Annotated in this window: 23 protein-coding genes and 1 tRNA gene; 10 read left to right on the forward strand and 14 right to left on the reverse strand. The window is 71.5% G+C overall.

Features of this window, described 5'->3' with window-relative positions:
* The first annotated feature begins 149 nt into the window (after nucleotides 1-149).
* Genes galT through galK form a run of 3 tightly spaced genes read left to right on the forward strand, consistent with a single transcriptional unit; the run spans nucleotide 150 to nucleotide 3324 of the window.
* Nucleotides 150-1211: a galactose-1-phosphate uridylyltransferase gene (gene galT, locus AB0L59_RS25260; RefSeq protein WP_365587644.1), complete on the forward strand. Its 1062-nt coding sequence runs from the start codon at nucleotides 150-152 to the stop codon at nucleotides 1209-1211.
* Entirely contained in the window at nucleotides 1208-2170 is a 963-nt protein-coding gene (galE, locus tag AB0L59_RS25265; RefSeq protein ID WP_365587646.1) for a UDP-glucose 4-epimerase GalE, read from the forward strand. Before galT ends, galE begins: the two co-directional genes overlap by 4 nt.
* On the forward strand, nucleotides 2170-3324 hold the full coding sequence (gene galK, locus AB0L59_RS25270; protein ID WP_365587648.1) for a galactokinase: 1155 nt from the start codon (nucleotides 2170-2172) through the stop codon (nucleotides 3322-3324). Before galE ends, galK begins: the two co-directional genes overlap by 1 nt.
* Before the next feature lie 116 nt (nucleotides 3325-3440).
* On the opposite strand, the gene AB0L59_RS25275 is transcribed toward galK, so the two are convergent.
* A complete protein-coding gene (locus AB0L59_RS25275) occupies nucleotides 3441-3884 on the reverse strand; it encodes a GNAT family N-acetyltransferase (protein WP_365587650.1) in 444 nt (147 codons plus the stop codon).
* A gap of 331 nt (nucleotides 3885-4215) precedes the next feature.
* Here AB0L59_RS25275 and AB0L59_RS25280 point away from each other — a divergent pair, with 331 nt between their 5' ends.
* Complete coding sequence (locus tag AB0L59_RS25280; protein ID WP_365587653.1) at nucleotides 4216-4983, forward strand: response regulator transcription factor; 768 nt, start codon at nucleotides 4216-4218, stop codon at nucleotides 4981-4983.
* On the opposite strand, the gene AB0L59_RS25285 is transcribed toward AB0L59_RS25280, so the two are convergent.
* Nucleotides 4942-5439 carry a MarR family transcriptional regulator gene (locus AB0L59_RS25285; protein ID WP_365587655.1) on the reverse strand — a complete coding sequence of 166 codons (498 nt, stop codon included), beginning with the start codon at nucleotides 5437-5439 and terminating at the stop codon, nucleotides 4942-4944. The two genes, AB0L59_RS25280 and AB0L59_RS25285, sit on opposite strands and share 42 nt — an antisense overlap.
* Before the next feature lie 88 nt (nucleotides 5440-5527).
* Between AB0L59_RS25285 and AB0L59_RS25290 the strand changes: the two genes are divergently transcribed.
* Nucleotides 5528-6340 (forward strand): trans-aconitate 2-methyltransferase, encoded by an 813-nt coding sequence (locus AB0L59_RS25290; RefSeq protein ID WP_365587656.1) that lies wholly within the window; start codon nucleotides 5528-5530, stop codon nucleotides 6338-6340.
* 2 nt (nucleotides 6341-6342) lie between these two features.
* Nucleotides 6343-6702 (forward strand): VOC family protein, encoded by a 360-nt coding sequence (locus AB0L59_RS25295; protein WP_365587658.1) that lies wholly within the window; start codon nucleotides 6343-6345, stop codon nucleotides 6700-6702.
* On the opposite strand, the gene AB0L59_RS25300 is transcribed toward AB0L59_RS25295, so the two are convergent.
* From AB0L59_RS25300 to AB0L59_RS25310, 3 genes are read right to left on the reverse strand one after another with little or no spacing between them, the layout of a single operon-like run.
* Nucleotides 6651-7199 carry a hypothetical protein gene (locus AB0L59_RS25300; RefSeq protein ID WP_365587661.1) on the reverse strand — a complete coding sequence of 183 codons (549 nt, stop codon included), beginning with the start codon at nucleotides 7197-7199 and terminating at the stop codon, nucleotides 6651-6653. The two genes, AB0L59_RS25295 and AB0L59_RS25300, sit on opposite strands and share 52 nt — an antisense overlap.
* Nucleotides 7200-7244: 45 nt before the next feature.
* A complete protein-coding gene (locus AB0L59_RS25305) occupies nucleotides 7245-7922 on the reverse strand; it encodes a TetR/AcrR family transcriptional regulator (RefSeq protein WP_055704858.1) in 678 nt (225 codons plus the stop codon).
* Nucleotides 7919-8926, reverse strand: a complete 1008-nt coding sequence (locus tag AB0L59_RS25310) for a fatty acid desaturase (protein ID WP_365587664.1) — start codon at nucleotides 8924-8926, stop codon at nucleotides 7919-7921. The genes AB0L59_RS25305 and AB0L59_RS25310 overlap by 4 nt, the downstream gene beginning before the upstream one ends.
* 302 nt (nucleotides 8927-9228) lie before the next feature.
* Here AB0L59_RS25310 and ppc point away from each other — a divergent pair, with 302 nt between their 5' ends.
* Nucleotides 9229-11961 (forward strand): phosphoenolpyruvate carboxylase, encoded by a 2733-nt coding sequence (ppc, locus tag AB0L59_RS25315; RefSeq protein ID WP_365587666.1) that lies wholly within the window; start codon nucleotides 9229-9231, stop codon nucleotides 11959-11961.
* Nucleotides 11962-12034: 73 nt separating this feature from the next.
* Here ppc and AB0L59_RS25320 read toward each other — a convergent pair whose 3' ends face one another.
* From AB0L59_RS25320 to AB0L59_RS25350, 7 genes are all read right to left on the reverse strand, one after another.
* Nucleotides 12035-12766 (reverse strand): LPXTG cell wall anchor domain-containing protein, encoded by a 732-nt coding sequence (locus tag AB0L59_RS25320; protein WP_365587667.1) that lies wholly within the window; start codon nucleotides 12764-12766, stop codon nucleotides 12035-12037.
* Nucleotides 12767-12890: 124 nt separating this feature from the next.
* Complete coding sequence (locus tag AB0L59_RS25325; RefSeq protein ID WP_365587668.1) at nucleotides 12891-13406, reverse strand: hypothetical protein; 516 nt, start codon at nucleotides 13404-13406, stop codon at nucleotides 12891-12893.
* Between the two features lie 52 nt (nucleotides 13407-13458).
* A complete protein-coding gene (pth, locus tag AB0L59_RS25330; RefSeq protein ID WP_365587670.1) occupies nucleotides 13459-14064 on the reverse strand; it encodes an aminoacyl-tRNA hydrolase in 606 nt (201 codons plus the stop codon).
* Nucleotides 14065-14137: 73 nt separating this feature from the next.
* The gene (locus AB0L59_RS25335) at nucleotides 14138-14734 is read right to left on the reverse strand and encodes a 50S ribosomal protein L25/general stress protein Ctc (protein WP_365587673.1); all 597 of its coding nucleotides are present in this window, start codon (nucleotides 14732-14734) and stop codon (nucleotides 14138-14140) included.
* Nucleotides 14735-14934: 200 nt separating this feature from the next.
* A complete protein-coding gene (locus tag AB0L59_RS25340) occupies nucleotides 14935-15915 on the reverse strand; it encodes a ribose-phosphate diphosphokinase (protein WP_365587675.1) in 981 nt (326 codons plus the stop codon).
* 154 nt (nucleotides 15916-16069) lie between these two features.
* The gene (gene glmU, locus AB0L59_RS25345) at nucleotides 16070-17518 is read right to left on the reverse strand and encodes a bifunctional UDP-N-acetylglucosamine diphosphorylase/glucosamine-1-phosphate N-acetyltransferase GlmU (RefSeq protein WP_365587678.1); all 1449 of its coding nucleotides are present in this window, start codon (nucleotides 17516-17518) and stop codon (nucleotides 16070-16072) included.
* A 131-nt stretch (nucleotides 17519-17649) separates the two neighbouring features.
* A tRNA-Gln gene (locus AB0L59_RS25350) sits at nucleotides 17650-17725 on the reverse strand.
* Nucleotides 17726-17938: 213 nt separating this feature from the next.
* On the opposite strand from AB0L59_RS25350, the gene AB0L59_RS25355 reads away from it, so the two are divergent.
* Complete coding sequence (locus AB0L59_RS25355) at nucleotides 17939-19240, forward strand: histidine kinase (RefSeq protein ID WP_365587681.1); 1302 nt, start codon at nucleotides 17939-17941, stop codon at nucleotides 19238-19240.
* A gap of 57 nt (nucleotides 19241-19297) precedes the next feature.
* Here the strand turns inward: AB0L59_RS25355 and AB0L59_RS25360 are convergent, their stop codons facing one another.
* Both AB0L59_RS25360 and AB0L59_RS25365 read right to left on the reverse strand, forming a co-directional pair.
* A complete protein-coding gene (locus AB0L59_RS25360) occupies nucleotides 19298-19831 on the reverse strand; it encodes an SUKH-3 domain-containing protein (RefSeq protein ID WP_365587683.1) in 534 nt (177 codons plus the stop codon).
* A 67-nt stretch (nucleotides 19832-19898) separates the two neighbouring features.
* Nucleotides 19899-20414: a YwqJ-related putative deaminase gene (locus tag AB0L59_RS25365; protein WP_365587685.1), complete on the reverse strand. Its 516-nt coding sequence runs from the start codon at nucleotides 20412-20414 to the stop codon at nucleotides 19899-19901.
* 264 nt (nucleotides 20415-20678) lie between these two features.
* Between AB0L59_RS25365 and AB0L59_RS25370 the strand changes: the two genes are divergently transcribed.
* Both AB0L59_RS25370 and AB0L59_RS25375 read left to right on the forward strand, forming a co-directional pair.
* A complete protein-coding gene (locus AB0L59_RS25370) occupies nucleotides 20679-21719 on the forward strand; it encodes an SMI1/KNR4 family protein (protein ID WP_365587688.1) in 1041 nt (346 codons plus the stop codon).
* 10 nt (nucleotides 21720-21729) lie between these two features.
* On the forward strand, nucleotides 21730-24714 hold the full coding sequence (locus tag AB0L59_RS25375) for an SUKH-4 family immunity protein (RefSeq protein ID WP_365587691.1): 2985 nt from the start codon (nucleotides 21730-21732) through the stop codon (nucleotides 24712-24714).
* Nucleotides 24715-24756 lie beyond the last annotated feature (42 nt).

Here is a 24756-nt window from a genome sequence, read left to right on the forward strand (position 1 = left end):
AAGCGGAACCTACGCCGTCGTGTTCAGAAATTGAACACTTTGAGTGGTGTTCTTTGTTCGATTGTGATCGACCGAGGTGTTGTCTGGTGGTGTTCTGTTATGTTTGATTGTGTTGAGTGATTGGGTGCGGGACGTAGAGGAGTCCGGCGTTGAAGAAGACCTCGACACGGCTGGCCGACGGTCGTGAGCTCATCTACTACGACCTGCGGGACGACACCGTGCGCGAGGCGGTCGACCGCCGTCCGCTGGGGCGCACGGTCACCACGTCCGAGATCCGCCGCGACGTGCTGCTCGGCGACTCCGTCGCCATCGCCTCCCACCGGCAGGGCCGGACGTACCATCCGCCGGCCGACGAGTGCCCGCTGTGCCCGACGCGGGGCGAGCGGCTCAGCGAGATCCCGGACTCGTCGTACGACGTCGTCGTCTTCGAGAACCGGTTCCCCTCCCTCGCCGGCGACTCCGGCCGCTGCGAGGTCGTCTGCTTCACCTCCGACCACGACGCCTCCTTCGCCGGCCTCACCGAGGAGCAGGCGCGCCTGGTGCTGGACGCGTGGACGGACCGCACGTCGGAGCTGTCGCATCTGCCCTCCGTCGAGCAGGTCTTCTGCTTCGAGAACCGGGGCGAGGAGATCGGCGTGACCCTCGGCCACCCGCACGGTCAGATCTACGCCTACCCCTTCACCACGCCCCGCACCGCCCTGATGCTGCGCTCGCTCGCCGCCCACAAGGAGGCCACGGGCGGGGAGAACCTCTTCGACGCCGTCCTCGCGCGGGAACTCGCCGATCAGCGGATCGTCCTTGAGGGTGAACACTGGGCGGCCTTCGTCCCGTACGCGGCCCACTGGCCGTACGAGGTCCACCTGTATCCCAAGCGCCGCGTTCCCGACCTGCTCGCCCTCGACGAGGCGGCGCGCACAGAATTCCCCCAGGTCTACCTGGAACTCTTGAGGCGCTTCGACCGTATCTTCGGCGAGGGAGAACCTCCGACGCCCTACATCGCGGCCTGGCACCAGGCCCCGTTCGGCGCGCTGGAGGAGTTCGACGGTGTCACGCGGGACGACTTCGCGCTCCACCTCGAGCTTTTCACCATCCGCCGCACTTCCGGCAAGCTGAAGTTTCTCGCGGGTTCCGAGTCCGGCATGAGCGTGTTCATCAACGACGTGCCGCCGGAGCGCGCGGCCGAGCGACTGCGAGAGGTAGCGAGTTCATGAAGTACCTGGTGACGGGTGGCGCGGGTTACGTCGGCAGTGTCGTGGCCCAGCACCTGCTGGAGGCCGGCCACGAGGTCACCGTCCTCGACGACCTCTCCACCGGTTTCCGCGAGGGCGTCCCGGCCGGCGCGACCTTCATCGAGGGCGACATCCGCGACGCCGCCAAGTGGCTCGACCCCTCCTACGCCGGCGTGCTGCACTTCGCCGCGGCCTCGCAGGTCGGCGAGTCGGTGGTGAAGCCGGAGAAGTACTGGGACAACAACGTCGCCGGCTCCATGGCCCTGCTCGGCGCGATGCGCGAGGCGGGCGTGCGCAAGCTCGTCTTCTCCTCCACGGCGGCCACCTACGGCGAGCCGGACCAGGTCCCGATCGTCGAGACCGCCCCGACGAAGCCGACCAACCCCTACGGCGCCACCAAGCTGGCCGTGGACCACATGATCACCAGCGAGGCGGACGCCCACGGCCTGGCGGCGGTCTCCCTGCGCTACTTCAACGTGGCGGGCGCGTACGGCGCGTACGGCGAGCGGCACGACCCCGAGTCCCACCTCATCCCGCTGGTCCTCCAGGTCGCCCAGGGCCGCCGCGAGGCGATCTCCGTCTTCGGCGACGACTACCCGACCCCGGACGGCACCTGCGTCCGCGACTACATCCACGTCGCGGACCTGGCCGAGGCCCACCTGCTGGCCCTGACGGCCGCGCGGCCGGGCGAGCACCTGATCTGCAACCTCGGCAACGGCGAGGGCTTCTCCGTCCGCCAGGTCATCGAGACGGTCCGTCAGGTCACCGGCCATCCGATCCCCGAGATCGTGGCCCCGCGTCGCGGCGGCGACCCGGCCGTCCTGGTCGCCTCGGCGGACACGGCCCGTCAGAAGCTGGGCTGGAACCCGACCCGCGCGGACCTCGCGGGCATCGTCGCGGACGCCTGGGAGTTCGCGCAGACCATCACAAAGGAGCACTAGTGGGGGCACAGCGGGTCGCGGAGCGCTTCGCCGAGCTGTACGGCGCCGGGCCGGAGGGGGTGTGGGCGGCGCCGGGCCGGGTCAACCTGATCGGCGAGCACACCGACTACAACGACGGCTTCGTGATGCCGTTCGCGCTGCCGCACCAGGCGGTCGCGGCGGTCTCCCGCCGTACCGACGGCGTCCTGCGCCTGCACTCGGCGGACGTCGACGGCGGCGTGGTGGAGCTGGGCCCGGACGCCCTGGCGCCCGGAACCGACGACAACTGGACGGCGTACCCGGCGGGCGTGGTCTGGGCCCTGCGCGAGGCGGGCCACGGCGTGGGCGGCGCGGACGTCCACCTGTCCTCGACGGTCCCGACCGGCGCCGGGCTGTCCTCGTCGGCGGCCCTGGAGGTGGTGATCGCGCTCGCGCTCAACGACCTCTACGGGCTCGGCCTTCCGGGCTGGAAACTGGCCCGCCTCTGCCAGCGCGCCGAGAACGTCTACGTCGGCGCGCCGACCGGCATCATGGACCAGACGGCGTCCGCGTGCTGCGAGCAGGGCCACGCGCTCTTCCTGGACACGCGTGATCTGTCCCAGCAGCAGATCCCCTTCGACCTCGCGGCCGAGGGACTGCGCCTGCTGGTGGTCGACACCCAGGTCAAGCACGCGCACAGCGGCGGCGAGTACGGCAAGCGCCGGGCCGGCTGCGAGAAGGGCGCGGCCCTGCTCGGCGTCGACGCCCTGCGGGACATCCCGTACGCCGAGCTGGACGCGGCGCTGGCCCGGCTCGGCGACGAGGAGGAGATCGTCCGCCTGGTCCGGCACGTGGTGACGGAGGACGAGCGGGTGGAGCGGACCGTGTCCCTGCTGCGCTCCGGTGACACCCGCGCCATCGGCCCGGTCCTCACCGAGGGTCATGCCTCCCTGCGCGACGACTTCCGCATCTCCTGCCCCGAGCTGGACCTGGTCGTCGACACCGCGCTGGCGTCCGGCGCCCTCGGCGCCCGCATGACCGGCGGCGGCTTCGGCGGCTCGGCGATCGTCCTGACGGAGGCCACCGACGTCGACACCCACACCAAGGCGATCGAGGAGGCCTTCGCGGCAGCGGCCTTCGGCACACCGCGGGTGTTCGAGGCGGTGCCTTCGGCGGGGGCGCGGCGGGTGGTCTGACGTCCGCCGGCCTCGTCAGCCCCGTAGGCCGTGCGGGGCTGACGGCCTTTCACGCGAGGCGGGCCGGATGGACGCCGACGAGACACGGTCCCGCACCGGCGACGGGGTGAACCGCGTCAGCCCAGCCGCTTCGTCAGCGTGTACTCCGTGATGCCCGGTGGATAGTCCGGGATCACGCTCACCACGTCGTAGCCCTGTTTCCTGTAGAACTCCGGGGCCTGGAAGTCCCAGGTCTCCAGGCGGGCGGCGGTGCAGGCGCGGGCGGTGCGGGCGACGCGTTCGGCCTCGGACAGGAGGCGGGAGCCGAGGCCCGTGCCGCGGTGGCGGACGTCGACCCAGAGATAGGTGACGTGCAGCCAGGTCGTCCAGGTGTGCCCGACGAGGCCGCCGGCCAGGTCGCCGGCGGGGGTCATGGCCCAGACATGGAGGGGCACTTCGCGCTCGCCGGGGGTGCCGCGCAGGGCCGCCAGGACCGGGGACGCCGCCGTGTTGGTGTCCCGCAGCCGTGAGCGGAGCAGATCACGTCGGCCTTTGTCGACTTCCGCCTCAATACGAAACATGCGGCACACGATAAACGCGCCGGACGGCCAGTTCTGCAAATCTCCTTCCGCTGCGTGCTCCCATCCGTACTCTGAGGAACAGCACCGGTGGGGGCCGGTGCTGATCAGGGGGCGAGACAGGCGGGTACGGCGCCCGCGGTGGGGGTAGCAGTCTCCGCGACGGCGGCGGCCGTGCGGCGCGTGTCCTTGTCCGTTGGTGTCGTACCCGCGCGGGTCGTCGTTCTCCGCACTGCGCCGGACCGTACCGGTCGTTCCGGACCGGCTGACGGCCGGGCCCATTCCGGACCTTGGTAGTCCCCTGCTCCGCGCGGAGCCTGGGGAAGGGGGTTTCGTGGTTCGTATCCGAGTCCTGGTCGTCGACGACCACCGCATCTTCGCCGAGTCGCTCGCCGCCGCCCTGGCCGCCGAGCCGGACGTCGACGTCTCCGCCGCCGGCAGCGGCCCGGCCGCACTGCGCTGCCTGGAGCGGGCGGCCGGCGAAGGCCGCCGCTTCGACGTCCTCCTGGTCGACGCCGACCTCGGCGGCAACGTCCCCGGCACCCGCCCCGCCGTGCCCGTGCAGGAGGGCGACGAGGAGGGGTTGGTCGACGGGATCTCGCTGGTCACCGGGGTCCGGGTGGCCCAGCCGGCCGTGCGGATCGTCGTGCTCGCCGAGAAGGACGACTCCCGGCGGGCGGCGCTCGCGCTGCAGGCCGGTGCCTCGGGGTGGGTCGCCAAGGACTGCTCGCTGTCCCGGCTGCTGACGGTGATCCGGGGGGTGCTGCGCGACGAGACCCATCTGCCGCCCGCCCTGCTCACCGGCGTGCTCAAGGAGCTGACGGCCGCCCGCCGGCACCGTACCGAGAGCGAGCGGCTCGTGGAGTCCCTCACGCCCAGGGAGCGCGAGGTGCTGCGCTGCATGGTCGCGGGCCTGGGCCGCAAGGCCGTGGCCGAGCGGCTGTTCCTCTCCCCGCACACCGTGCGCACCCATATGCAGAACGTCCTCGGCAAGCTGGGCGTCCACTCGACGCTGGCCGCCGTGGCGCTCGCCCGCCGCGCGGGGGTCGGACCGGCCGACCTAACCGGGGATGTTGTCGAACGGGGCGGTCAACTGGCGTAGCAGACCGGCGAGTTCCGCGCGCTGGGCGCGGGACAGCTCGGCGAGGATGGCCCGCTCCTGCTCCAGCAGGCCCGCGAGCGCCTGATCCGCCCGGTCACGCCCGGTGGCGGTCAGCCGGACCAGCACACCCCGTCGGTCGCTCGGGTCGGGCAGCCGCTCCACCAGGCCCTTCTTGGTGAGCCGGTCGATGCGGTTGGTCATCGTCCCCGACGTGACCAGGGTCTGCGTGAGCAGCTGGCCGGGGGAGAGCTGGTACGGCGTGCCCGCGCGCCGCAGCGCGGTCAGCACGTCGAACTCCCAGGGCTCCAGCTGATGCTCGGCGAAGGCGAGCCGGCGCGCGCGGTCCAGGTGCCGGGCGAGTCGGCTCACCCGGCTGAGCACTTCCAGCGGCTCCACGTCGAGGTCCGGACGTTCCCGGCGCCACGCTGCGACCAGCCGATCGACCTCGTCCTCCATGGAGATCAGTGTAGTGGTTGTGTCGACGTGAAGTCTCTTGATGTCGAGTCTCTTGACATCGAGATAAGTCGGGAGGACAGTGGTGGGCATGACGAACGCCACCTGGGACCCCGGTCAGTACCTGCGGCACGCCGGTCATCGTGCCCGCCCCTTCCTCGACCTCCTCGCCCGCGTCCCCGGCCTGCCCACGCAGGCACCCCGCATCGCCGACCTCGGCTGCGGCCCGGGCAACGTCACCGTCCTGCTCACCGAACGCTGGCCCGCCGCCCACGTCACCGGCCACGACAACTCGCCCGAGATGCTCGACGCGGCGCACACCGAGCACGAGGGCCCCACGACCGGGGGCGGACGGCTGGACTTCGCCCCCGCCGACATCCGTACCTGGGCGCCCGCGGAGCCGTACGACCTGATCGTCTCCAACGCCACCCTCCAGTGGGTGCCGGGGCACGCCGACCGCTTCGCCGACTGGATCGCCGGACTGAGGCCCGGCGGCGTCTTCGCCTTCCAGGTGCCGGACAACATCGACGCCCCCCTGCACGCCCTGATGCGCGAACTCGCCGGCACCCCCCGCTGGAAGTCCCGCCTCGCCGACGTCCTGCGCCACACCGACTCCGTGCACGCCCCCGGCGCCTACCTGGACCGCCTCGTCCGCCTCGGCTGCGCGACCGACGTGTGGCAGACGACGTACTTCCACGTCCTGGGCGGCGAGGATCCCGTCCTGGACTGGGTGAAGGGGACCGGACTCCGGCCCGCCCTGACCGCGCTCGCCGACGACCCCGAGGCCCGCGACGCGTTCCTCACCGAGTACCGCGACCTGCTCCGGCAGGCCTACCCCAGCGCGCCGTACGGCACGGTCCTGCCGTTCCGCCGCCTGTTCGCCGTCGCCGTGAAGGAGGCCTGAGCGTGCTCGCCGCCATCGATCACGTGCAGCTGGCGGCCCCGCCCGGGTCGGAGGAGGCGCTGCGGGCGTACTACGTCGACGTGCTGGGGATGACGGAGATCCCGAAGCCGCCCGCGCTCGCGGCACGCGGGGGCTGCTGGTTCCAGGCCGGTGCCGTGCGGCTCCACCTGGGCATCGAACACGACTTCCGTCCGGCCGCGAAGGCCCATCCCGGCCTGCTGGTCGCGGACATCGAGGCCTACGCCGCCCGGCTCACCGCCCGGGGCGCCCCGGTGACCTGGGACGACGACCTCCCCGGCCACCTGCGCTGCTACTCGCGGGACCCGGTCGGCAACCGGCTGGAGTTTCTCCAGCGCCGATAGCCGGTCAGGGTGCCCTTGGCGCACAGGTACGCGAACCCGAGCGGGATCAGCGGGGACAGTGCGCGGCCCGCCTGGTTCCAGGCGCCGTGATCCACCGGCACCCAGGTCCCCCAGGGCTCCTGGGCCACTTTCACCGGCGCGAGGGTGAGGGGGTAGGAGGTGAAGTCGTGGGCGGTGATCCGGCGCGTCTCCCCGCCGGAGGTCACCACTCCGGAGCAGGCGTACTCGGTCGACGGCCTGCCGCCCCCGCGCGGGGTGCTGCTGGAGGTCACCTCGCAGTGCTCGATCCGCAGGTCCAGCCGACGGCCGGTCAGCCCCAGATGCCCGACGGCCGAGCCGGCCAGATAGACGGTGACCGCGAGCAGACCCACGGTGAGCAGGCCGCACAGCACGGTCCCGGCCTTCTTCCCGCGCTCCATGGTGACTGCGGGGGCCGCGCTCCGCCGGGCGGGTGACGTGGGCTGCTGTCGGACGCGGGACGTACGCTGCTTGGTCACCGTGCGATCGTACGAACACGCCCGGCGGCACCTGCCGGCGGGCTACTAGGCCTTGCGGTGCCCGATCAACCGCGGCTTCTGCTCCAGCCCGTCCAGGCCGTGCCACGCCAGGTTCACCAGATGGGCCGCGACCTCCGCCTTCTTCGGGCGCCGCACGTCCAGCCACCACTGCCCCGTCAGCGCGACCATGCCGACCAGCGCCTGCGCGTACAGCGGGGCCAGCTTCGGGTCGAAGCCACGGGACTTGAACTCGCGGCCCAGGATGTCCTCGACCTGGGTGGCGATGTCGGAGATGAGCGAGGCGAAGGAGCCCGTGGACTGGGGGATGGGGGAGTCGCGGACCAGGATGCGGAAACCGTCCGTGTACTCCTCGATGTAGTCCAGCAGCGCGAACGCCGCCTGTTCGCACAGCTCGCGCGGATGCCCGGCCGTCAGCGAACTGGTCACCATGTCCAGCAGCCGCCGCATCTCGCGGTCCACCACCACCGCGTACAGGCCCTCCTTGCCGCCGAAGTGCTCGTACACCACCGGCTTGGACACGCCGGCCTTCGCCGCGATCTCCTCCACCGAGGTGCCCTCGAAGCCCTTCGCCGCGAAGAGGGTGCGACCGATCTCCAGCAGCTGCTGGCGGCGCTCCGCACCGGTCATACGGGTCCGGCGGGTCCGCCGCGGTTTTTCGTTGCTGGAGGTGCTGCTGGAGTCGGTCGCCACGGCGTCAATCATGCCGCCTTCGCGGTCTCCCTCCGGCGCCGGGAGCCGCCGTCCTCGGTGTTCCGGCGCGAATCGATACGCGAGCGTGACGGCCACCGCACGTCGTACGCCCAGCCGAGCAGCTCGAAGATGCGGATGAACCGGGCCGAGGAGTCGATCTGGCCGCGCATCACACCGTGCCGCGCCGAGGTCGGGTCGGCGTGGTGCAGGTTGTGCCACGACTCACCGCACGACAGCACCGCCAGCCACCACACGTTGCCCGAACGGTCCCGCGACTTGAACGGCCGCTTGCCCACCGCGTGACAGATCGAGTTGATCGACCACGTCACATGGTGCAGCAGAGCCACTCGTACGAGTGAACCCCAGAAGAACGCGGTGCACGCGCCCCACCAGGACATCGTCACCAGACCGCCGATCAGCGGCGGCAGCGCCAGGGAGAGGGCCGTCCAGTAGACGAACTGGCGGGAGATCGCCCGGATGGCCGGGTCCTTGATCAGATCCGGCGCGTACTTGTCCTGCGGGGTCTGCTCCTCGTCGAACATCCAGGCGATGTGCGCCCACCACAGGCCCTTGATCAGCGCCGGGACCGTCTCGCCGAACCGCCAGGGGGAGTGCGGGTCACCCTCCGCGTCGGAGAACTTGTGGTGCTTGCGGTGATCGGCCACCCAGCGCACCAGGGGACCCTCGACCGCCAGCGAGCCCATGATCGCCAGCGCGATCCGCAGGGGCCGCTTGGCCTTGAACGAACCATGGGTGAAGTACCGGTGGAAACCGATCGTGATGCCGTGGCACCCCAGGAAGTAGAAGAACACCAGCAGGCCCAGATCGAGCCAGCTCACCCCCCAGCCCCAGGCCAGCGGCACCGCCGCCACGAGCGCCAGGAACGGCACGGTGATGAACAAAAGCAGCGTGATCTGCTCGATCGAACGCTTCTGCTCGCCACCCAGCGTGGCGGACGGGGTGGAGGTGTCGTCGGCCTTACGGGCTTCTTCGATCACATCGGAACTTGAGGTCATGCGCGTCCCCTGTGGGGTCGAGGGTCGAGGCAGGTGCCGGGCCGCCGGCACCGCGCGGAAGCGAACGGGACTTCCCTACGGTTCCGTAACCTACGGCGTCGTAAGTATGGCAGCGTGTCGACCGGCGGCAAGAGCCCCAGAGCCTGCGCGTCCCCATCGACACCTATCCTTGAACTCGGTCGGACAGCGCGGTCCGCTGAAGTTTCCTTCCCGGACGCTGCGGCCCGTATGCGGCTCCCGCCGCGTGGCAGCCGCCCGGGTTCCCTCCCAGACGAGCTTCAACACTGCAAGGAGCCGCACCTGTGAGCAGTGCCGACGACCAGACCACCACGACCAGCAGCGAGCTGCGCGCCGACATCCGCCGGCTGGGTGATCTCCTGGGCGAGACCCTCGTACGGCAGGAAGGCCCCGAGCTCCTCGACCTGGTCGAGAAGGTCCGCCGCCTCACCCGCGAGGACGGCGAGGCCGCCGCCGAGCTGCTGCGCGGCACCGAACTGGAGACCGCCGCCAAGCTGGTGCGCGCCTTCTCCACCTATTTCCACCTCGCCAACGTCACCGAACAGGTGCACCGCGGCCGCGAACTGCGCGCCCGGCGCGCCGCCGAGGGCAGCCTCCTCGCCCGCACCGCCGACCGGCTCAAGGACGCCGATCCCGAACACCTGAAGCAGACCGTCCACAACCTGAACGTTCGCCCGGTGTTCACGGCACACCCCACCGAGGCCGCGCGCCGCTCGGTCCTGAACAAGCTCCGGCGCATCGCCGCGCTCCTGGACGTCCCCGTCCTCGACACCGATCGCCGCCGCCACGACGTCCGCCTCGCCGAGAACATCGACCTCGTCTGGCAGACCGACGAACTGCGCGTCGTCCGCCCCGAGCCCGCCGACGAGGCCCGCAACGCCATCTACTACCTCGACGAACTGCACGCGAACGCGGTCGGCGACGTCCTCGAGGACCTCACCGCCGAACTGGAGCGCGTCGGCGTCAAGCTCCCCGACGACACCCGCCCGCTCACCTTCGGCACCTGGATCGGCGGCGACCGCGACGGCAACCCCAACGTCACCCCCCAGGTCACCTGGGACGTCCTCATCCTCCAGCACGAGCACGGCATCAACGACGCCCTGGAGATGATCGACGAGCTGCGCGGACTGCTCTCCAACTCCATCCGCTACACCGGGGCCACCGAAGAACTGCTCCAGTCCCTGAGCACGGACCTGGAACAGCTCCCCGAGATCAGCCCCCGCTACAAGCGCCTCAACGCCGAGGAGCCCTACCGGCTCAAGGCCACCTGCATCCGGCAGAAGCTGGAGAACACCAAGCAGCGCCTCGCCAAGGGCACCCCCCACGAGGAGGGCCGCGACTACCTCGGCACCGGCGAGCTGCTGGGCGACCTCAGGCTCATCCAGGCCTCGCTGCGCGAGCACCGCGGCGGCCTCCTCGCCGACGGCCGCCTGGCCCGCACCATCCGCACCCTGGCCGCCTTCGGCCTCCAGCTCGCCACCATGGACGTCCGTGAACACGCCGACGCCCACCACCACGCCCTCGGCCAGCTCTTCGACCGCCTCGGCGAGGAGTCCTGGCGCTACGCCGACATGCCCCGCGAGTACCGGGCCAAGCTCCTCGCCAAGGAACTGCGCTCGCGCCGCCCGCTGGCCCCCACCCCGGCCCCCGTCGACGCGGCAGGCGCCAAGACCCTCGGCGTCTTCGAGACCGTCAAGAAGGCCCTTCAGGTCTTCGGCCCCGAGGTCGTCGAGTCCTACATCATCTCCATGTGCCAGGGCGCCGACGACGTCTTCGCCGCCGCCGTCCTCGCCCGCGAGGCCGGCCTGATCGACCTGCACGCCGGCTGGGCGAAGATCGGCATCGTCCCCCTCCTGGAGACCACCGACGAGCTCAAGGCCGCCGACACCATCCTCGAGGACATGCTCTCCGACCCGTCCTACCGGCGCCTGGTCGCGCTGCGCGGCGACGTCCAGGAGGTCATGCTCGGCTACTCCGACTCCTCCAAGTTCGGCGGCATCACCACCAGCCAGTGGGAGATCCACCGCGCCCAGCGCCGCCTGCGCGACGTCGCGCACCGGTACGGCGTACGGCTCAGGCTCTTCCACGGCCGCGGCGGCACCGTCGGCCGCGGCGGCGGCCCCTCCCACGACGCGATCCTCGCCCAGCCCTGGGGCACCCTGGAGGGCGAGATCAAGGTCACCGAGCAGGGCGAGGTCATCTCCGACAAGTACCTGATCCCCTCCCTCGCCCGGGAGAACCTCGAACTGACCGTCGCGGCCACCCTGCAGGCCTCCGCCCTGCACACCGCCCCCCGCCAGTCCGACGAGGCCCTCGCCCGCTGGGACGCCGCCATGGACGTGGTGTCGGACGCGGCGCACGCGGCCTACCGCCGCCTGGTCGAGGACCCCGACCTCCCGGCGTACTTCTTCGCCTCCACCCCCGTCGACCAGCTCGCCGAACTGCACCTGGGCTCCCGGCCCTCCCGGCGCCCCGACTCCGGCGCCGGCCTCGACGGCCTGCGCGCCATCCCGTGGGTGTTCGGCTGGACCCAGTCCCGGCAGATCGTCCCCGGCTGGTTCGGGGTCGGCTCCGGCCTGAAGGCCCTGCGCGAAGCGGGCCTGGACACCGTGCTCGACGAGATGCGCCGGCAGTGGCACTTCTTCCAGAACTTCATCTCCAACGTGGAGATGACCCTGGCCAAGACCGACCTGCGCATCGCCCAGCACTACGTCGACACCCTCGTCCCCGACGAGCTGCGCCACGTCTTCGACACCATCAAGGCCGAACACGAACTCACCGTCCGCGAGGTGCTGCGCGTCACCGGCGAACAGGAACTCCTCGACGCCCAGCCCGTCCTGAAGCAGACCTTCGCCATCCGCGACGCCTACCTGGACCCGATCTCCTACCTCCAGGTCACCCTGCTCAAGCGCCAGCGCGACGCGGCGGCCACGGGCACCGAGCCCGACCCGCTGCTCTCCCGCGCCCTGCTCCTCACCGTCAACGGCGTGGCAGCGGGCCTGCGCAACACCGGCTGACGGCCACGGCAGACAAGAGGGTGCCCCCAGGGTCGTACGACGGCCCCGGGGGCACCCTCTTTCCCGGCTCAGGTCAGCCTCGCGCCTTCCGGCGCCGCACCACCAGGTAGCCGCCCGCCCCGACGAGCACCGCCGCGAGGCCCGACAGCACACCCACCGGAACGCTGTTGCCGGTCTCGGCCAGATCGCCGCCACCGCCCTGCGCGGACGGCGAGGAGGACGGAGCGGGAGACGACGAGGACGCCGACCCGGGGGCCGACGAGGGCGCCGAACCGGGGGCCGACGAGGACGAGGTCGGGGACGCGGACGAGGTCGCGGACGAGGACGGCGCAGGGGAGGCGCTCGACGTCGTACCGGCCGACGGACCCGTCGACGGCGTACCGCCACCGCCGCCCGAGTCCTCGCAGCGCGTCCAGAACACCTTGTGCTTGGCCGCGCCCTTCTCGCCCTCGAAGTTCCAGAACAGCTTGTAGTGACCGTCGGGCAGGGACATGTCCTGCGTGCGGCCGTGGCCGTCTGCGTCCAGGGACAGGGCACCGGACTTCACGGTCGTGCCCTTCGTCCCACCGGTCGGGGCCCACACCTCGATGCGCCAGTCGACCTGCTGGCCGCCGTCGAAGTGGAAGGCGTCCAGGTAGAACGAGCACACGTGCGGCTCATTGCGCTCGTCGGACCCGTCCGTCGTGGACTTGTGGATCTTCACATCGCCGTTGTCACCGGGCGGAGCGGCATGGGCGGCGGGCGCGAGGAACAGCGCCGCCGACAGACCGGCGGTCACCGCGCCGGCACGGATGAAGGTACGCATGGGGCTGGTCCACCTTCGAGTGGCCTACGGGGAGCTGTGGAGGGGGCGGCTCAGCTTCCAACCACGGCTGACCCAAGGTCAATCACGAAGACGCAACACCCGTCGGCCGCCACCGCGCACCGGGTCACGAACCCGCTGACACCGCCAGAAAAGCCCCCGTCAGCAACGCCACCCCGCACCCGGCCAGCACCCACGCCACCCGCGTCAGCCGCATCCCGCCCGCGACGACCACCGACGCCAGCAGCAACGCCCCGCCCAACGGCACCCACGCATACAGGATCCCGGCCGGACCCGAGCGCACCGCGTCCGCCGTACCCGGCTTCAGCACGACGTCGTACGTCTGCCCCTTGCGCACCGCGACGGACTTCCCGAGCTCCACGCGCGCCCGTGCCCGCGCCCCCTCGGACGTCGGCGTGAACGGCCCCGTACAGGTGTCCCCGGCACACGCGGTCACCCGCACCGTGCCGGCCTCACGCCCCTTCGTCAGCATCACGTGCTGCGCGGTCCCCCAGGAACCCCACACCCCGGCGGACAGAATCAAGGCGGCGAGCGCACCCGTCGCCGCGACCCGCCCGAACCGCAACGCGGACACGGACGCCCGACGGGCAGTGCTGGCAGTGGCAGGCATGGCCGGGATCATTGGCCATACCGCTACGACCGGTCAACTCGCCCGGGAACCAAAGCGGTACAAGTCACGAGTTGTACGTGCTCTGCGCCCGCTCCAACCCCTCGATCACCAGACACTCCACCGCGTCCGCCGCGCGGTCCACGAAGTAGTCCAGCTCCTTGCGCTCCGCCGACGAGAAGTCCTTCAGCACGAAGTCCGCCACCTGCATGCGACCCGGGGGCCGCCCGATCCCGAACCGCACCCGGTGGTAGTCCGAACCCATCGCCTTCGTCATCGACTTCAGACCGTTGTGCCCGTTGTCACCGCCGCCCAGCTTCAGCCGCAGCATCCCGTAGTCGATGTCCAGCTCGTCGTGCACCGCCACGACGTTCGCCACCGGCACCTTGTAGAAGTCCTTGAGCGCGTTCACCGGACCGCCGGACAGGTTCATGTACGACGTCGGCTTCGCCAGGACCACCCGCCGGCTCGCCTGGCCCGCCGGACCGATCCGTCCCTCCAGCACCTGCGCCTGCGCCTTGCCCGCCCGCTTGAACTTCCCCCCGATCTGCTCCGCGATCAGGTCCACCACCATGAAACCGACGTTGTGCCGGTTCATGGCGTACTCCGGCCCGGGATTCCCGAGCCCCACGATCAGCCAGGGATCCGTACTGGCGGGGGTGGTCACGTCCATCTCTCCTTGATGCGCGGCAGCCGCCGCTCCCCGCGAGGGAGAGCGGCGGCTGAACGGATGACGACGAAGAGGATCAGGCCTCGGCCTGCTCCTCGCCCTCCTCGGCGGCCTCGCCCTCGGTCTCCTCGGCCTGGGCCTGCAGGACCTGCAGCACGACCACGTCCTCCTCCACGGCCAGGGTCGCACCCTTCGGCAGGGTGATGTCCTTGGCGAGGACGGAGGCACCGGCCGCCAGACCCTCGACGGAGACGGTGACGGCCTCGGGGATGTGCGTGGCCTCGGCCTCGACCGGCAGCGCGTTCAGGACGTGCTCCAGCAGGTTGCCGCCCGGGGCCAGCTCGCCCTCGGCGTGCACCGGAATCTCGACCGTGACCTTCTCGCCACGCTTGACCAGCAGCAGGTCGACGTGCTCCAGGAAGCCCTTGATCGCGTCACGCTGGACGGCCTTCGGGATCGCCAGCTCGCTGGTCTTGCCGTCGATGTCCAGGGAGATCAGGACGTTCGGCGTACGCAGCGCCAGCAGCAGGTCGTGACCCGGCAGGGTCAGGTGCACCGGCTCGGTGCCGTGGCCGTAGAGAACAACCGGAACCTTGCTGTCGCGGCGGATGCGACGGGCGGCACCCTTGCCGAACTCGGTACGGGTCTCGGCGGAGAGCTTCACCTCGGACATGTTGATCACTCCTCGTAGGAACTCGGAACGGACGTGGTCACCCGGCCACGAACGGCCTGCTACGAAGAGCGCGTCGATAACGGACCGCCGTACACACGAGTACGGCCTCCCTCGCCGAGCAACTGCAGCAGTCTACTCGGCAGGGGAGGCCGCACCCAAAACGATCAAAGGCTAACGCCGGTGACGGGTGTGCAGAAACCTCACTGCTCGTCGAAGAGGCTTGTCACCGAACCATCTTCGAACACCTCACGCACCGCACTCGCGATCGTCGGAGCGATCGACAACACCGTGATCTTGTCCAGGTCCCGGCCCAGCTCCGCCGGCGTCGGCAGCGTGTTCGTGAACACGAACTCACTCACCCGGGAGTTCTTCAGCCGGTCCGCGGCCGGACCCGACAGCACACCGTGCGTCGCGGTCACGATGACGTCCTCGGCGCCGTGCGCGAAGAGCGCGTCCGCAGCGGCGCAGATCGTGCCACCGGTGTCGATCATGTCATCGACCAGCACACACACGCGGCCCTTGACCTCACCCACGACCTCGTGGACCGTCACCTGGTTCGCCACGTCCTTGTCCCGGCGCTTGTGCACGATCGCCAGCGGCGCACCGAGACGGTCACACCACCGGTCCGCCACCCGCACCCGGCCCGCGTCCGGCGACACGACCGTCAACTTGTCGCGGTCGACCTTGTCACCCACGTAGTCCGCGAGGAGCGGAAGCGCGAAGAGGTGGTCGACGGGACCGTCGAAGAAGCCCTGGATCTGGTCCGTGTGCAGGTCGACGGTGAGAATCCGGTCCGCACCCGCCGTCTTCATCAGATCCGCGATCAGACGCGCCGAAATCGGTTCACGACCCCGGTGCTTCTTGTCCTGCCGCGCGTAACCGTAGAACGGCACGATCACCGTGATGGAACGAGCCGACGCACGCTTCAGCGCGTCGATCATGATCAGTTGCTCCATGATCCACTGGTTGATCGGAGCCGTGTGGCTCTGGATCACGAAGCAGTCCGCACCACGCGCCGACTCCTGGTAGCGGACGTAGATCTCGCCATTGGCGAAGTCGAAGGCCTTCGTCGGGACGACCCCGACACCCAGCTGCTGGGCGACCTCCTCGGCAAGCTCGGGGTGGGCGCGGCCGGAGAAGAACATCATCTTCTTCACGCCGGTCGTCTTGATCCCGGTCACAGCACTGTCTCCTCAGAGGTTCTCAGCCAGCCGACTGCTCGCGTGGCCTCCCGTCTGGGCGTGAGAGGCCGTATCGGCTGGTAGGGGTGCGGGTATGCACTCGTGCGGATGTGCACTTATCACGGTACGCCGTGTTTGGCGGAGCCGTTCCCGGTCACTCCTCGCTCTCGCCCCGCCGGGACGCCGCCTCGGCCGCCTTCGCCGCCGCGCTCCCCGGACGCTTCCGAGCCACCCAACCCTCGATATTCCGCTGCTGACCACGGGCCACGGCCAGCGAACCGGGCGGCACATCCTTCGTGATCACAGACCCGGCGGCGGTGTAAGCACCGTCCCCGACCGTGACAGGAGCCACAAACATGTTGTCCGAACCCGTCTTGCAGTGCGACCCGACGGTCGTGTGGTGCTTGCTCTCACCGTCGTAGTTGACGAAGACACTCGCCGCCCCGATGTTCGTGTACTCACCGATCGTCGCGTCACCCACATACGACAGATGCGGCACCTTCGTGCCCTCGCCGATCGTGGCGTTCTTCGTCTCGACGTAGGTCCCGATCTTGCCCTTGGTACCGAGCCGGGTCCCCGGCCGCAGATACGCGTACGGCCCCACGCTCGCCTCCGGGCCCACGACAGCCCCGTCGGACACGGTGTTGTCCACCCGCGCCCCCGCACCCACCTCGGTGTCCTTCAGCCGGCTGTTCGGCCCGACCTCCGCGCCCTCACCGAGACGGGTGGTCCCGGTGAGCTGGGTGTTGGGGTGCACGACGGCATCCCGCTCGAAGGTCACGGTCACATCGACCCACGTGGAAGCCGGATCGACGACGGTGACCCCGTCCAGCATCGCGGCCGTCAGCAGCCGGTCGTTGAGGATCCGACGCGCCTCGGCCAACTGCACCCTGTTGTTGATCCCGGCGATCTCCCGGTGATCGGCGGCCACGCAGGCACCCACCCGGTGACCGGCCTCCCGCAGGATCCCGAGCACGTCCGTGAGGTACTCCTCACCCTGACTGTTGTCCGTCCGCACCTTCTTCAGCGCGTCCGCCAGCAACTGCCCGTCGAACGCGAACACCCCGCTGTTGATCTCCCGGATCACCCGCTGGGCCGCGGACGCGTCCTTGTGCTCCACGATCGCGGTGACGGCGCCGGTTGCCTCGTCCCGCACGATCCGCCCGTAACCGGTCGCGTCCGGCACCTCGGCGGTCAGTACGGTCACGGCGTTGCCGTCGGTGGTGTGGGTCTCGGCGAGCCGCGTGAGCGTGTCCCCGGTCAGCAGGGGGGTGTCCCCGCACACGACCACGACGGTCCCGTCCACGGCCCCGCCCAGCTCCTCCAGCCCCATGCGCACCGCGTGCCCGGTGCCGTTCTGCTCGGCCTGTACGGCGGTCCTGGTGCCCGGATCGATCTCCGCGAGGTGCGCGGTGACCTGCTCCCGGGCGTGCCCCACGACGACGACCAGATTCTCCGGATCCAACTCACGGGCCGCGGCCAGCACATGGCCCACGAGGGAACGGCCACAGATGTCGTGCAGGACCTTCGGTGTGGCCGACTTCATACGGGTGCCCTCACCCGCTGCGAGAACGACGACGGCTGCCGGGCGGATGGCGCTCACGGGGTTGCCCTTCGGCTGTGGGTGAGTGGGGATGACAGCCGCAGGATACCGGGGTGTTTCCTGAGGGACATGAGAGCGGGCCCTGACGGTGGTGAGACCGGTCAGGACCCGAACCCAGGTCTTGTGTGCCGTGGCTCCCCCGCAAGGATTCGAACCTTGTCCTGCTAGATCCAAAATCTAGTGTGCTGCCGGTTACACCACGGGGGACAGCGTCTCAGACCTTACCCGAGACGTGCCTCGGCCTGGGCCACGATTCCGTTCCACCGGCCCTTGGTGCGGTTGTGCGAGTGAGCGCTCCTCGCAACACAGCGTCTCTGGCCCCGGGGTGGGGTTTCGGGGCCGTTCGGTTACTGAGTGTGGTGTGTGGAGGTAGGCGAAAGTCGCCGGAAAAGCCGCAGCCCTCGCCCGTAGGCTGGAGACATGACCACGACGGGGGAAGAGCATGCCAGGGCCCTGACCGGGCCGTGGTGGTGGGCCAGGTGGCGTAGTGCGGTGCTCGACGGGAGTCTGGCGCTGGTGTCCGCCGCGGAGTGCGGCGCGGAGGGGATCCCGTTCGCCCGGGACGCGGGGATCCCGGTGGCGGTGGGGATCGTTTTCGGGGTGATCGCCGGGTCGGTGCTGCTGGTGCGGCGGAAGTGGCCGATCGCCGTCGTGCTGGTGGCGATCGCGATCACGCCGGCGCAGATGGGGTTCCTGCTGGGGATCGTCGGCCTGTACACGCTGGCCGCGTGTGAGCTGCCGCGTCGGATCATCGGGGCGCTGGCGGGGATGTCGCTGGTGGGGACGGCGGTCGTGACGTTCGTGCGGGTCCGGCAGGACATGGCACGCGGTGATCTGACGCTGGGTGACTGGTTCGTGCCGTTCGCGGCGGTGGCGACGGCGTTGGGGCTGACGGCTCCGCCGGTGCTGCTGGGCCTGTACGTGGGCGCGCGGCGGCGGTTGATGGAGAGTCTCAGGGAGCGGGCGGACAGTCTGGAGCGGGAGCTTCAGTTGCTCGCGGAGCGGGCGGAGGAGCGGGCGGAGTGGGCGCGTAACGAGGAGCGGACGCGGATCGCGCGGGAGATGCATGACGTGGTCGCCCACCGGGTGAGTCTGATGGTGGTGCATGCCGCGGCGCTGCAGGCGGTGGCTCGGAAGGATCCTGAGAAGGCCGTGCGGAACGCGGCGCTGGTGGGGGACATGGGGCGGCAGGCGTTGACCGAGTTGCGGGAGATGCTCGGGGTGTTGCGGGCCGGGGAGGATGTGGCCCGGTGGGCGGCGGGGGTGCCGTTGGCGGCGGTGCGGGAGGCGGCTGCGGCTGCGGCTTCGCGGGCTGTGGCGGAGGACGGCCCGTGTCTGTCGGAGTTGGATGAGTTGATCGGGCAGTCGGCGGCTGCGGGGATGGTCGTGGATCTGTCGGTGGAGGGGGAGGTGCGGTCGTATGCGGCGCAGATCGAGCAGACGGCGTACCGGGTGGTGCAGGAGGCGTTGACGAACGTCCACAAGCACGCGGCGGGTGCGAAGACGCATGTGCGGCTCGCGCATCGGATGTCGGAGATCGCGATGCAGGTGGAGAACGAGCCGCCGCCGGAGCCGGGGTCGGCGTCGGCGGCGGGGCTGCCGTCGGGTGGGAACGGCTTGGTGGGGATGCGGGAGCGGGTCGTGGCGCTGGGTGGGGTGTTCGTGTCGGGGCCGACGGATGCGGGGGGGTTTCGGGTGTCGGCGGTGATCCCGGCGGTGTAGGGCTCGGCCGGGAGGGGGCGGGCCCGGTGGGTCGGACGCGTGGCTCGGCCGGGCGGGTCAGCCGGCGGTGAGGCGTACGGGTTCGATGCCGGTGATGAGGGTGGTGAGGGCGTGGTCGATGTCGGGGCCCGCGTACCAGTCACCGGTGTGGTCGAGGGTGTAGACGCGGCCCTCGGTGTCGATGGCGAGGACGGCGGCGGTGTCGGTTTCCTCGCCGAGGGGGCAGATGTCGGTGCCGAGGGCGCGGCCGAGGTCGCCGAGGGTGCGGGCGTGGTGGAGGCCGTGGAGGGGGTCGAGGCGGAGGGTGGCGGGGGCGATCTGGCGGCCGGGGCCGCTGGGGGTGATGGTGAGGCCGCCGAATTCGGCCCAGGCTTCGACGGCGGCGGGGAACACGGTGTGGCGGTGGCCGGCGGGTGAGGTGTGGTCGCGGAGGGTGTCGGCCCAGATCTCTGCCTGCTTTATGTCCCAGCGTCCGGGTTGCCAGCCGGCGGCGCGCAGGGCGGCGTCGACGAGTACGGGGAAGCGGGGTGGGGTGGCCCCGTGCTCGTGGCGGGTGGGCGGCTTGGGGGTGGTGGCGTGGTCGGGGTGCATCGGCCCTTCGTTCGTCGTGCGTGGTGCCGGCGGTGTGGTGCCGTGGTACTGGGGTTGACGGCGGTTTTCAGCCGTCGGTTGCCGTGGGGTCGACGATGCGGACGCCGAAGTGGGCGCTGAGGGCCGTGCAGGCGCGGCAGGGGGTGGCGAAGCTGCCGTGGAGGGGGTCGCCGTCCTCGCGTATGCGGCGGGCGGTGAGTTTGGCGTGTTTGAGTGCTTTGCGGGCTTCGCCGTTGGTCATGGGTTTGCGGGCGGCGCGTTTGCTGCGTGCGGCGTCGGCCGCGGTGAGGTGCCGGGAGATGAGGATGGTTTCGGCGCAGCGGCCGGTGAAGCGGTCGCGTTGGGCGCTGGTGAGGGTGTCGAGGAAGTCCTGGACGAGGGGGTGCAGGGGTGGGGGCTGGTCGCTGCGGGCGGCGGTGCCGGTGAGGGTGGCGCCGTGGACGGAGAGCGCGGCGGCGACGGTGGGCAGGATGCCGTCGCGGCGGTGACGGAGGGTGGGGGCGGGGGGTGTGCCGGTGCCGCTCCAGTCGATGCGAGGGTCTCCGGCCCGCACGTCCGTACCTCCGGTGCGCCAGGTATTCATGATCGTTTTCCCTCCCCCGGGCTTCCCCCGAAGGACACAGGGTGCCAAATGCCGTGGCCGGTGCGGAAGCTGGGGCGGTGCGAAACGCCCGTGTCGGGGGTGGTGGTCACGGTGGGGTGACGGCTGGTCACGGAAGCGGAGGGGTGGTGTCCCCGGGGATGCGGTGGGCCGGTGACCGGGGTTCGGGTACCGCATAGGCTGTCGCCATCCGCGATCGACACCGCCGATTTGAGGCCAGAGAGAACGCCGCAGGGGGCTACCGCCATGACGACAGGTCGGCTCGGGCTGGGGGCACCGCCCAGCCGCCAGGCTGGGGGACAAGCCGCGCCGCCGAACGCGGCCTACGCCGGGCAGGTCGTGCACTTCCCGGATCCGGTCCGGGCGGCGCGTCACCCGAGAGGGGTACGGGTCGACGAGCGTGGTTACCCGGTTTTCTCTCCGTACGCGCGTGTGGCGGTGGAGATCGCGGAGCCGCCGGAGGGTTTCGGCGTCGACGAGTTGCGGTTGACGGACTACGTGTCGGCGAACACGGCGTTGGCGGCGGCGGGGCACGCGTTGTGGGACACGGTGCCGGATGTGGCGACGCCGCATGGCTGGACGTGGCACCACGTGGCGGGTTCGCGGCGGCTGGAGTTGATTCCGGTCGAGGTGAAGGCGTTGCTGCGGCATCACGGTGGGGTGGCGACGGCGCCGGTGGACCACGGAAAGCGGGGGACGCGGCCGTTGCAGGAGACGCGGCCGGCGCATGTCGGGCTGCCGAAGTCGGGTGTGGCGGTGTCGGAGGCCCAGGTGCAGGGCGTCGAGGAGGATCTGGGGTACCGGCTTCCCGGCGCGTATCGCTCGTTCTTGAAGGCGGCGGGTGGTTGCGCGCCGGTGGGCACGGCGCTGTACGCCGAGTTGGGTCTGCTGCTGGACCAGCCGTTCTTCACGGTGCGGGACGAGGCGGCCGTGAACGACCTCGTGTACGTGAACAAGTGTCTGCGCGACCATCTGACGAAGGATTACCTCGGGGTGGCGTTCGTGCAGGGCGGTTTGCTCGCGGTGAAGGTGAAGGGCGAGCGGCTGGGTTCGGTGTGGTTCTGCGCGTACGACGATGTGCGGGATGTGGATCCGTCGTGGTCGCCGGCGGAGCGGGTGGAGCGTCTGCTGCTGCCGTGCGGTGACGATTTCGACGTGTTCCTGTCGCGGCTCGCGGGGAGTCCGCCGGAGTTGGAGACGGTGGCGAATCTGATGGTCGACGGTGGTTTCGCCCGTGTCGTTCCGGTGTCCGCCGGCTCGGCGTCGTCCGGCCCGGTGGGGGAGTGAGCTTCAGCCGATGGTGACCTACGCGCAGGCGCAGGAGCGCGCCGAGGAGTGGATCAACGGTGACGTGCCCGCGTACCAGCATCGTGAGGTGCGGGTGCGGGAGTTCGAGCTGGGTTTCGTGGTGTGGGGCGAGGACCGGGCGGAGGGTCCGCGTTCGGACGCGGGGGCGCAGCGGCTGGTGATCGCCCGGGACAGCGGGGAGGCGACGCTGTGGCCGGGGCTGCCGGTGGGTGAGGTGATCCGCCGGTACGAGGAGGAGTACGGCCGTGCCGATGAGCCGCGGGATGCGGTGCCGGCGCCGGCGGCTGCCCGGGTGGATCTGAATCAGACGTCGTTCCTGCTGACTCCTCCGGAGTGGCTGCAGGAGGCTGCGGACAAGTTGGGTATCGGGGACCGCCGCCCGGAGAACGGGGGCGGTTCGGGTGCCGGGGGCGGTGTCTCCGGCGGGGCCGGGGTGGCCGCGGGTGCGTCCGGTGCCGCTGCCGGTGTCGGTGGGGGGGCTTCGTCCGGTGGGGCGGGGCCGGCGGAGACGCAGGCCGGGGTGCCCGCGGCGGCTGCTCCGGTGGGTGCGCCGTCGGCGGAGGTACCGGTCGGGGCCACGCCCTGGGCCGGTACCGACACGAACGCGGGCTCCGGTGAGGACGACCGTTCCGTGCCGTTGCCCGCGACGGTGTTCGCGCCGCCGCTGAGCGATGCCGACGACGAGGCTCTGCGGCCGCCGGCGAGTGCGCCGGACGCGAAGACGGCGTTGATGTCGGGGGGCAGCCAGCTGCCGCCGACGGCGGTCGCGCCGGCGCTGGATCCTTCGAACGCGCAGGGCGCGCAGGGATTCCCGCAGGGCGTGCCGGGTGGCCCGTCCGTTCCCGGTGGTGCGCCGGGGGCGCCTGAAGCTGCGTACGCGCCGGGCATGCCCGGAGCACCCGCCGCTCCTGCCGCGCCGGGTGCTCCGCAGGGCAGTACGCCCCCGGCGGCTCCCGGTACGCCGCCGTACGGCCACCCGCAGCCGCCGGCGGCTCCCGGTACGCCTCCGCCGGGCGCGCCCGCCCACCCGCAGGCGCCCGGCACCCCGCTGCCGCCCCCGGGCGCCCCCCCGTACGGCTATCCGCAGGGCCCCGGCGCTCCGCAGGCTGCTCCGGGCTACGGCTACCCGCCGGCGCCGGGCGGTGCGCCGGGTGCCCCCGGGGCGCCGCAGCCTTCGGCTGACGCGGGTGTGTCCGCGCGGCGGCTCGCGCCGAACGCCGGGGACATCGCCGATGCCGCGACGAGCAAGGCCGCGCCGCCGCCGAAGAAGGCGCGCGGCGGTGTGGGTGCGCCGCCTCCGCCGCCGGGTGCCCCTGGTACGCCGGGTGCCCGCCCGGGCGGTCCGACGCCGCCGCCCGCGCCGGGTGCGCCTGGTGGTGGGTACGTGCCGACGCAACTGGTGTCGTCGCTCGGGCCCGAGGGACCTGAGGGCCAGGGTGGCGCGGGCGCGCCGGCCGGCCCCGGGGGCGCGGAAGGGGCGCGGGCGCCGGGCGCTCCCTACCCGCCTGCCGCGCCGAACGCTCCGGGCGCCCCCCATCCGCCTGCCGCGCCTGCGGGCAACGTGCACCACGCGGCCACGGTGTTCGCCGACCCCGGCCAGTTGGGCGCGGGCACGCCGCAGCCGCCGGGCGTACCGGGTGTTCCCGGTATGCCGGGCGCGCAGGGTGTTCCGGGCGCCCCGGGCATGCCGCCCGCGCCCGGCGTCCCGCAGCCGCCGGGCGGCGCTGCCGGTCCCGCCGTGCCCGGTGCCCCGGGCGTGCCGGGCAGCGGGCACGGGGCCGTGCACCACGCCGAGACCGTGCTGGCCGCGCCCCCCGTGACCGGTCCTGGCGCGCCCCCGCCGCCCGCCCCCGGCGCGCTCGGTGTGCCGGGCGCTCCGGGCATGCCGCCGGGCGCTCCGCAGCCGATGCCGCCGGGTGCGATGCCGCCGCCGGGTGCGATGCCGCCGCCGGGCGCGCCCGTTGCGGGGCCGCCGGCGTACGGGTATCCGCAGCAGGGGCAGCCGACGGTGGGTCCCGGCTACCAGGCCGTGCTGCGCTATCGCGCGCAGGACGGTTCGGAGCAGCAGCTGATCCGGCGTTCGGCGCCGGGTACGCCGCATCCGGAGTGGCAGATCTTCCATGAGCTGCGGGCGATGAACGTGCCGCCGGACCAGGTGCTGGAGCTGCACACCGAGCTGGAGTCGTGCGAGCTGCCGGGTGCCTACTGCGCGCGGATGATCCGGGAGCAGTGGCCGCAGGCGCGCATCACGAGCATCGCGCCGTACGGCACGGATCACGCGAGCCGGCAGCAGGGCATGCAGCAGTTGCTGGCGCACCAGGGCGAGTTGCACCAGGTGGCGGACGGGCCCGCGCGGCCCGCGCCGGTGCGGGCGCCGCTGCCGCCGGTGCAGGCCGCGCCGCCCGTCCCGCCGGAGGGCGTCGCGCAGGAGCTGGCGGCGGCGTTCGGGCCGGGGATCTTCCGGTTCGAGCAGCAGGCGGTGTCCCGGCAGGGTGTGCCGCCGATCGTGGCGCACACGCTGGTCGTGGCCGGTCTGCCGCTGGACATGGGCCCGTTCTTCTGGGCGCAGGCCCAGCCGGGGCGCCCCGTTCCGACGCTGGCGGAGCTGGCGGCCGAGCGCGGGGTGCAGCCTGCGGCGGACGCGGGCTCGTACCTCGTCATGGGCACAGACTTCGGCAAGGCGGTCTGTGTGCAGTACGGCACGGCGAACATCGTGGCCGTGCCGGTGGAGGCGGGGCCGGGCGGGGCTCCGGTGCCGCCGCAGTTCGTGAACACCGGGCTGCCGGAGTTCGTGCGCTGCCTGGCCCTGCTGGGCCGGATGTGGCGCCTGCGGTACGGGCTGAACCAGGAGCAGGCGGGCCGCTGGACCGTCGACTTCCAGGCGCAGCTGGCCGCCCTGGACCCGGCGGCGCTCGGTTCGCCGGAGAGCTGGTGGTCGGTGCTGCTGGAGCAGATGTGGGACGGGCTGCTGTAGGCGGGCCGGCCGGAGTCGGGTGGATCATGCCCGTCACGCGCG

The organism is Streptomyces sp. NPDC052109, assembly GCF_040680195.1.
Classification (GTDB): domain Bacteria; phylum Actinomycetota; class Actinomycetes; order Streptomycetales; family Streptomycetaceae; genus Streptomyces.

Coding starts and splice junctions, on each gene's coding strand:
- AB0L59_RS25290 (WP_365587656.1), top strand. CDS start 5,528: ATGACGAACGCCACCTGGGACCCCGGTCAGTACCTGCGGCACGCCGGT.
- AB0L59_RS25375 (WP_365587691.1), top strand. CDS start 21,730: ATGGTGACCTACGCGCAGGCGCAGGAGCGCGCCGAGGAGTGGATCAAC.
- pth (WP_365587670.1), bottom strand. CDS start 14,064: ATGGACGTGACCACCCCCGCCAGTACGGATCCCTGGCTGATCGTGGGG.
- AB0L59_RS25325 (WP_365587668.1), bottom strand. CDS start 13,406: ATGATCCCGGCCATGCCTGCCACTGCCAGCACTGCCCGTCGGGCGTCC.
- AB0L59_RS25355 (WP_365587681.1), top strand. CDS start 17,939: ATGACCACGACGGGGGAAGAGCATGCCAGGGCCCTGACCGGGCCGTGG.
- AB0L59_RS25360 (WP_365587683.1), bottom strand. CDS start 19,831: ATGCACCCCGACCACGCCACCACCCCCAAGCCGCCCACCCGCCACGAG.
- AB0L59_RS25285 (WP_365587655.1), bottom strand. CDS start 5,439: ATGGAGGACGAGGTCGATCGGCTGGTCGCAGCGTGGCGCCGGGAACGT.
- AB0L59_RS25310 (WP_365587664.1), bottom strand. CDS start 8,926: ATGACCTCAAGTTCCGATGTGATCGAAGAAGCCCGTAAGGCCGACGAC.
- AB0L59_RS25365 (WP_365587685.1), bottom strand. CDS start 20,414: ATGAATACCTGGCGCACCGGAGGTACGGACGTGCGGGCCGGAGACCCT.
- AB0L59_RS25320 (WP_365587667.1), bottom strand. CDS start 12,766: ATGCGTACCTTCATCCGTGCCGGCGCGGTGACCGCCGGTCTGTCGGCG.
- AB0L59_RS25370 (WP_365587688.1), top strand. CDS start 20,679: ATGACGACAGGTCGGCTCGGGCTGGGGGCACCGCCCAGCCGCCAGGCT.
- galE (WP_365587646.1), top strand. CDS start 1,208: ATGAAGTACCTGGTGACGGGTGGCGCGGGTTACGTCGGCAGTGTCGTG.
- AB0L59_RS25335 (WP_365587673.1), bottom strand. CDS start 14,734: ATGTCCGAGGTGAAGCTCTCCGCCGAGACCCGTACCGAGTTCGGCAAG.
- AB0L59_RS25275 (WP_365587650.1), bottom strand. CDS start 3,884: ATGTTTCGTATTGAGGCGGAAGTCGACAAAGGCCGACGTGATCTGCTC.
- AB0L59_RS25305 (WP_055704858.1), bottom strand. CDS start 7,922: ATGATTGACGCCGTGGCGACCGACTCCAGCAGCACCTCCAGCAACGAA.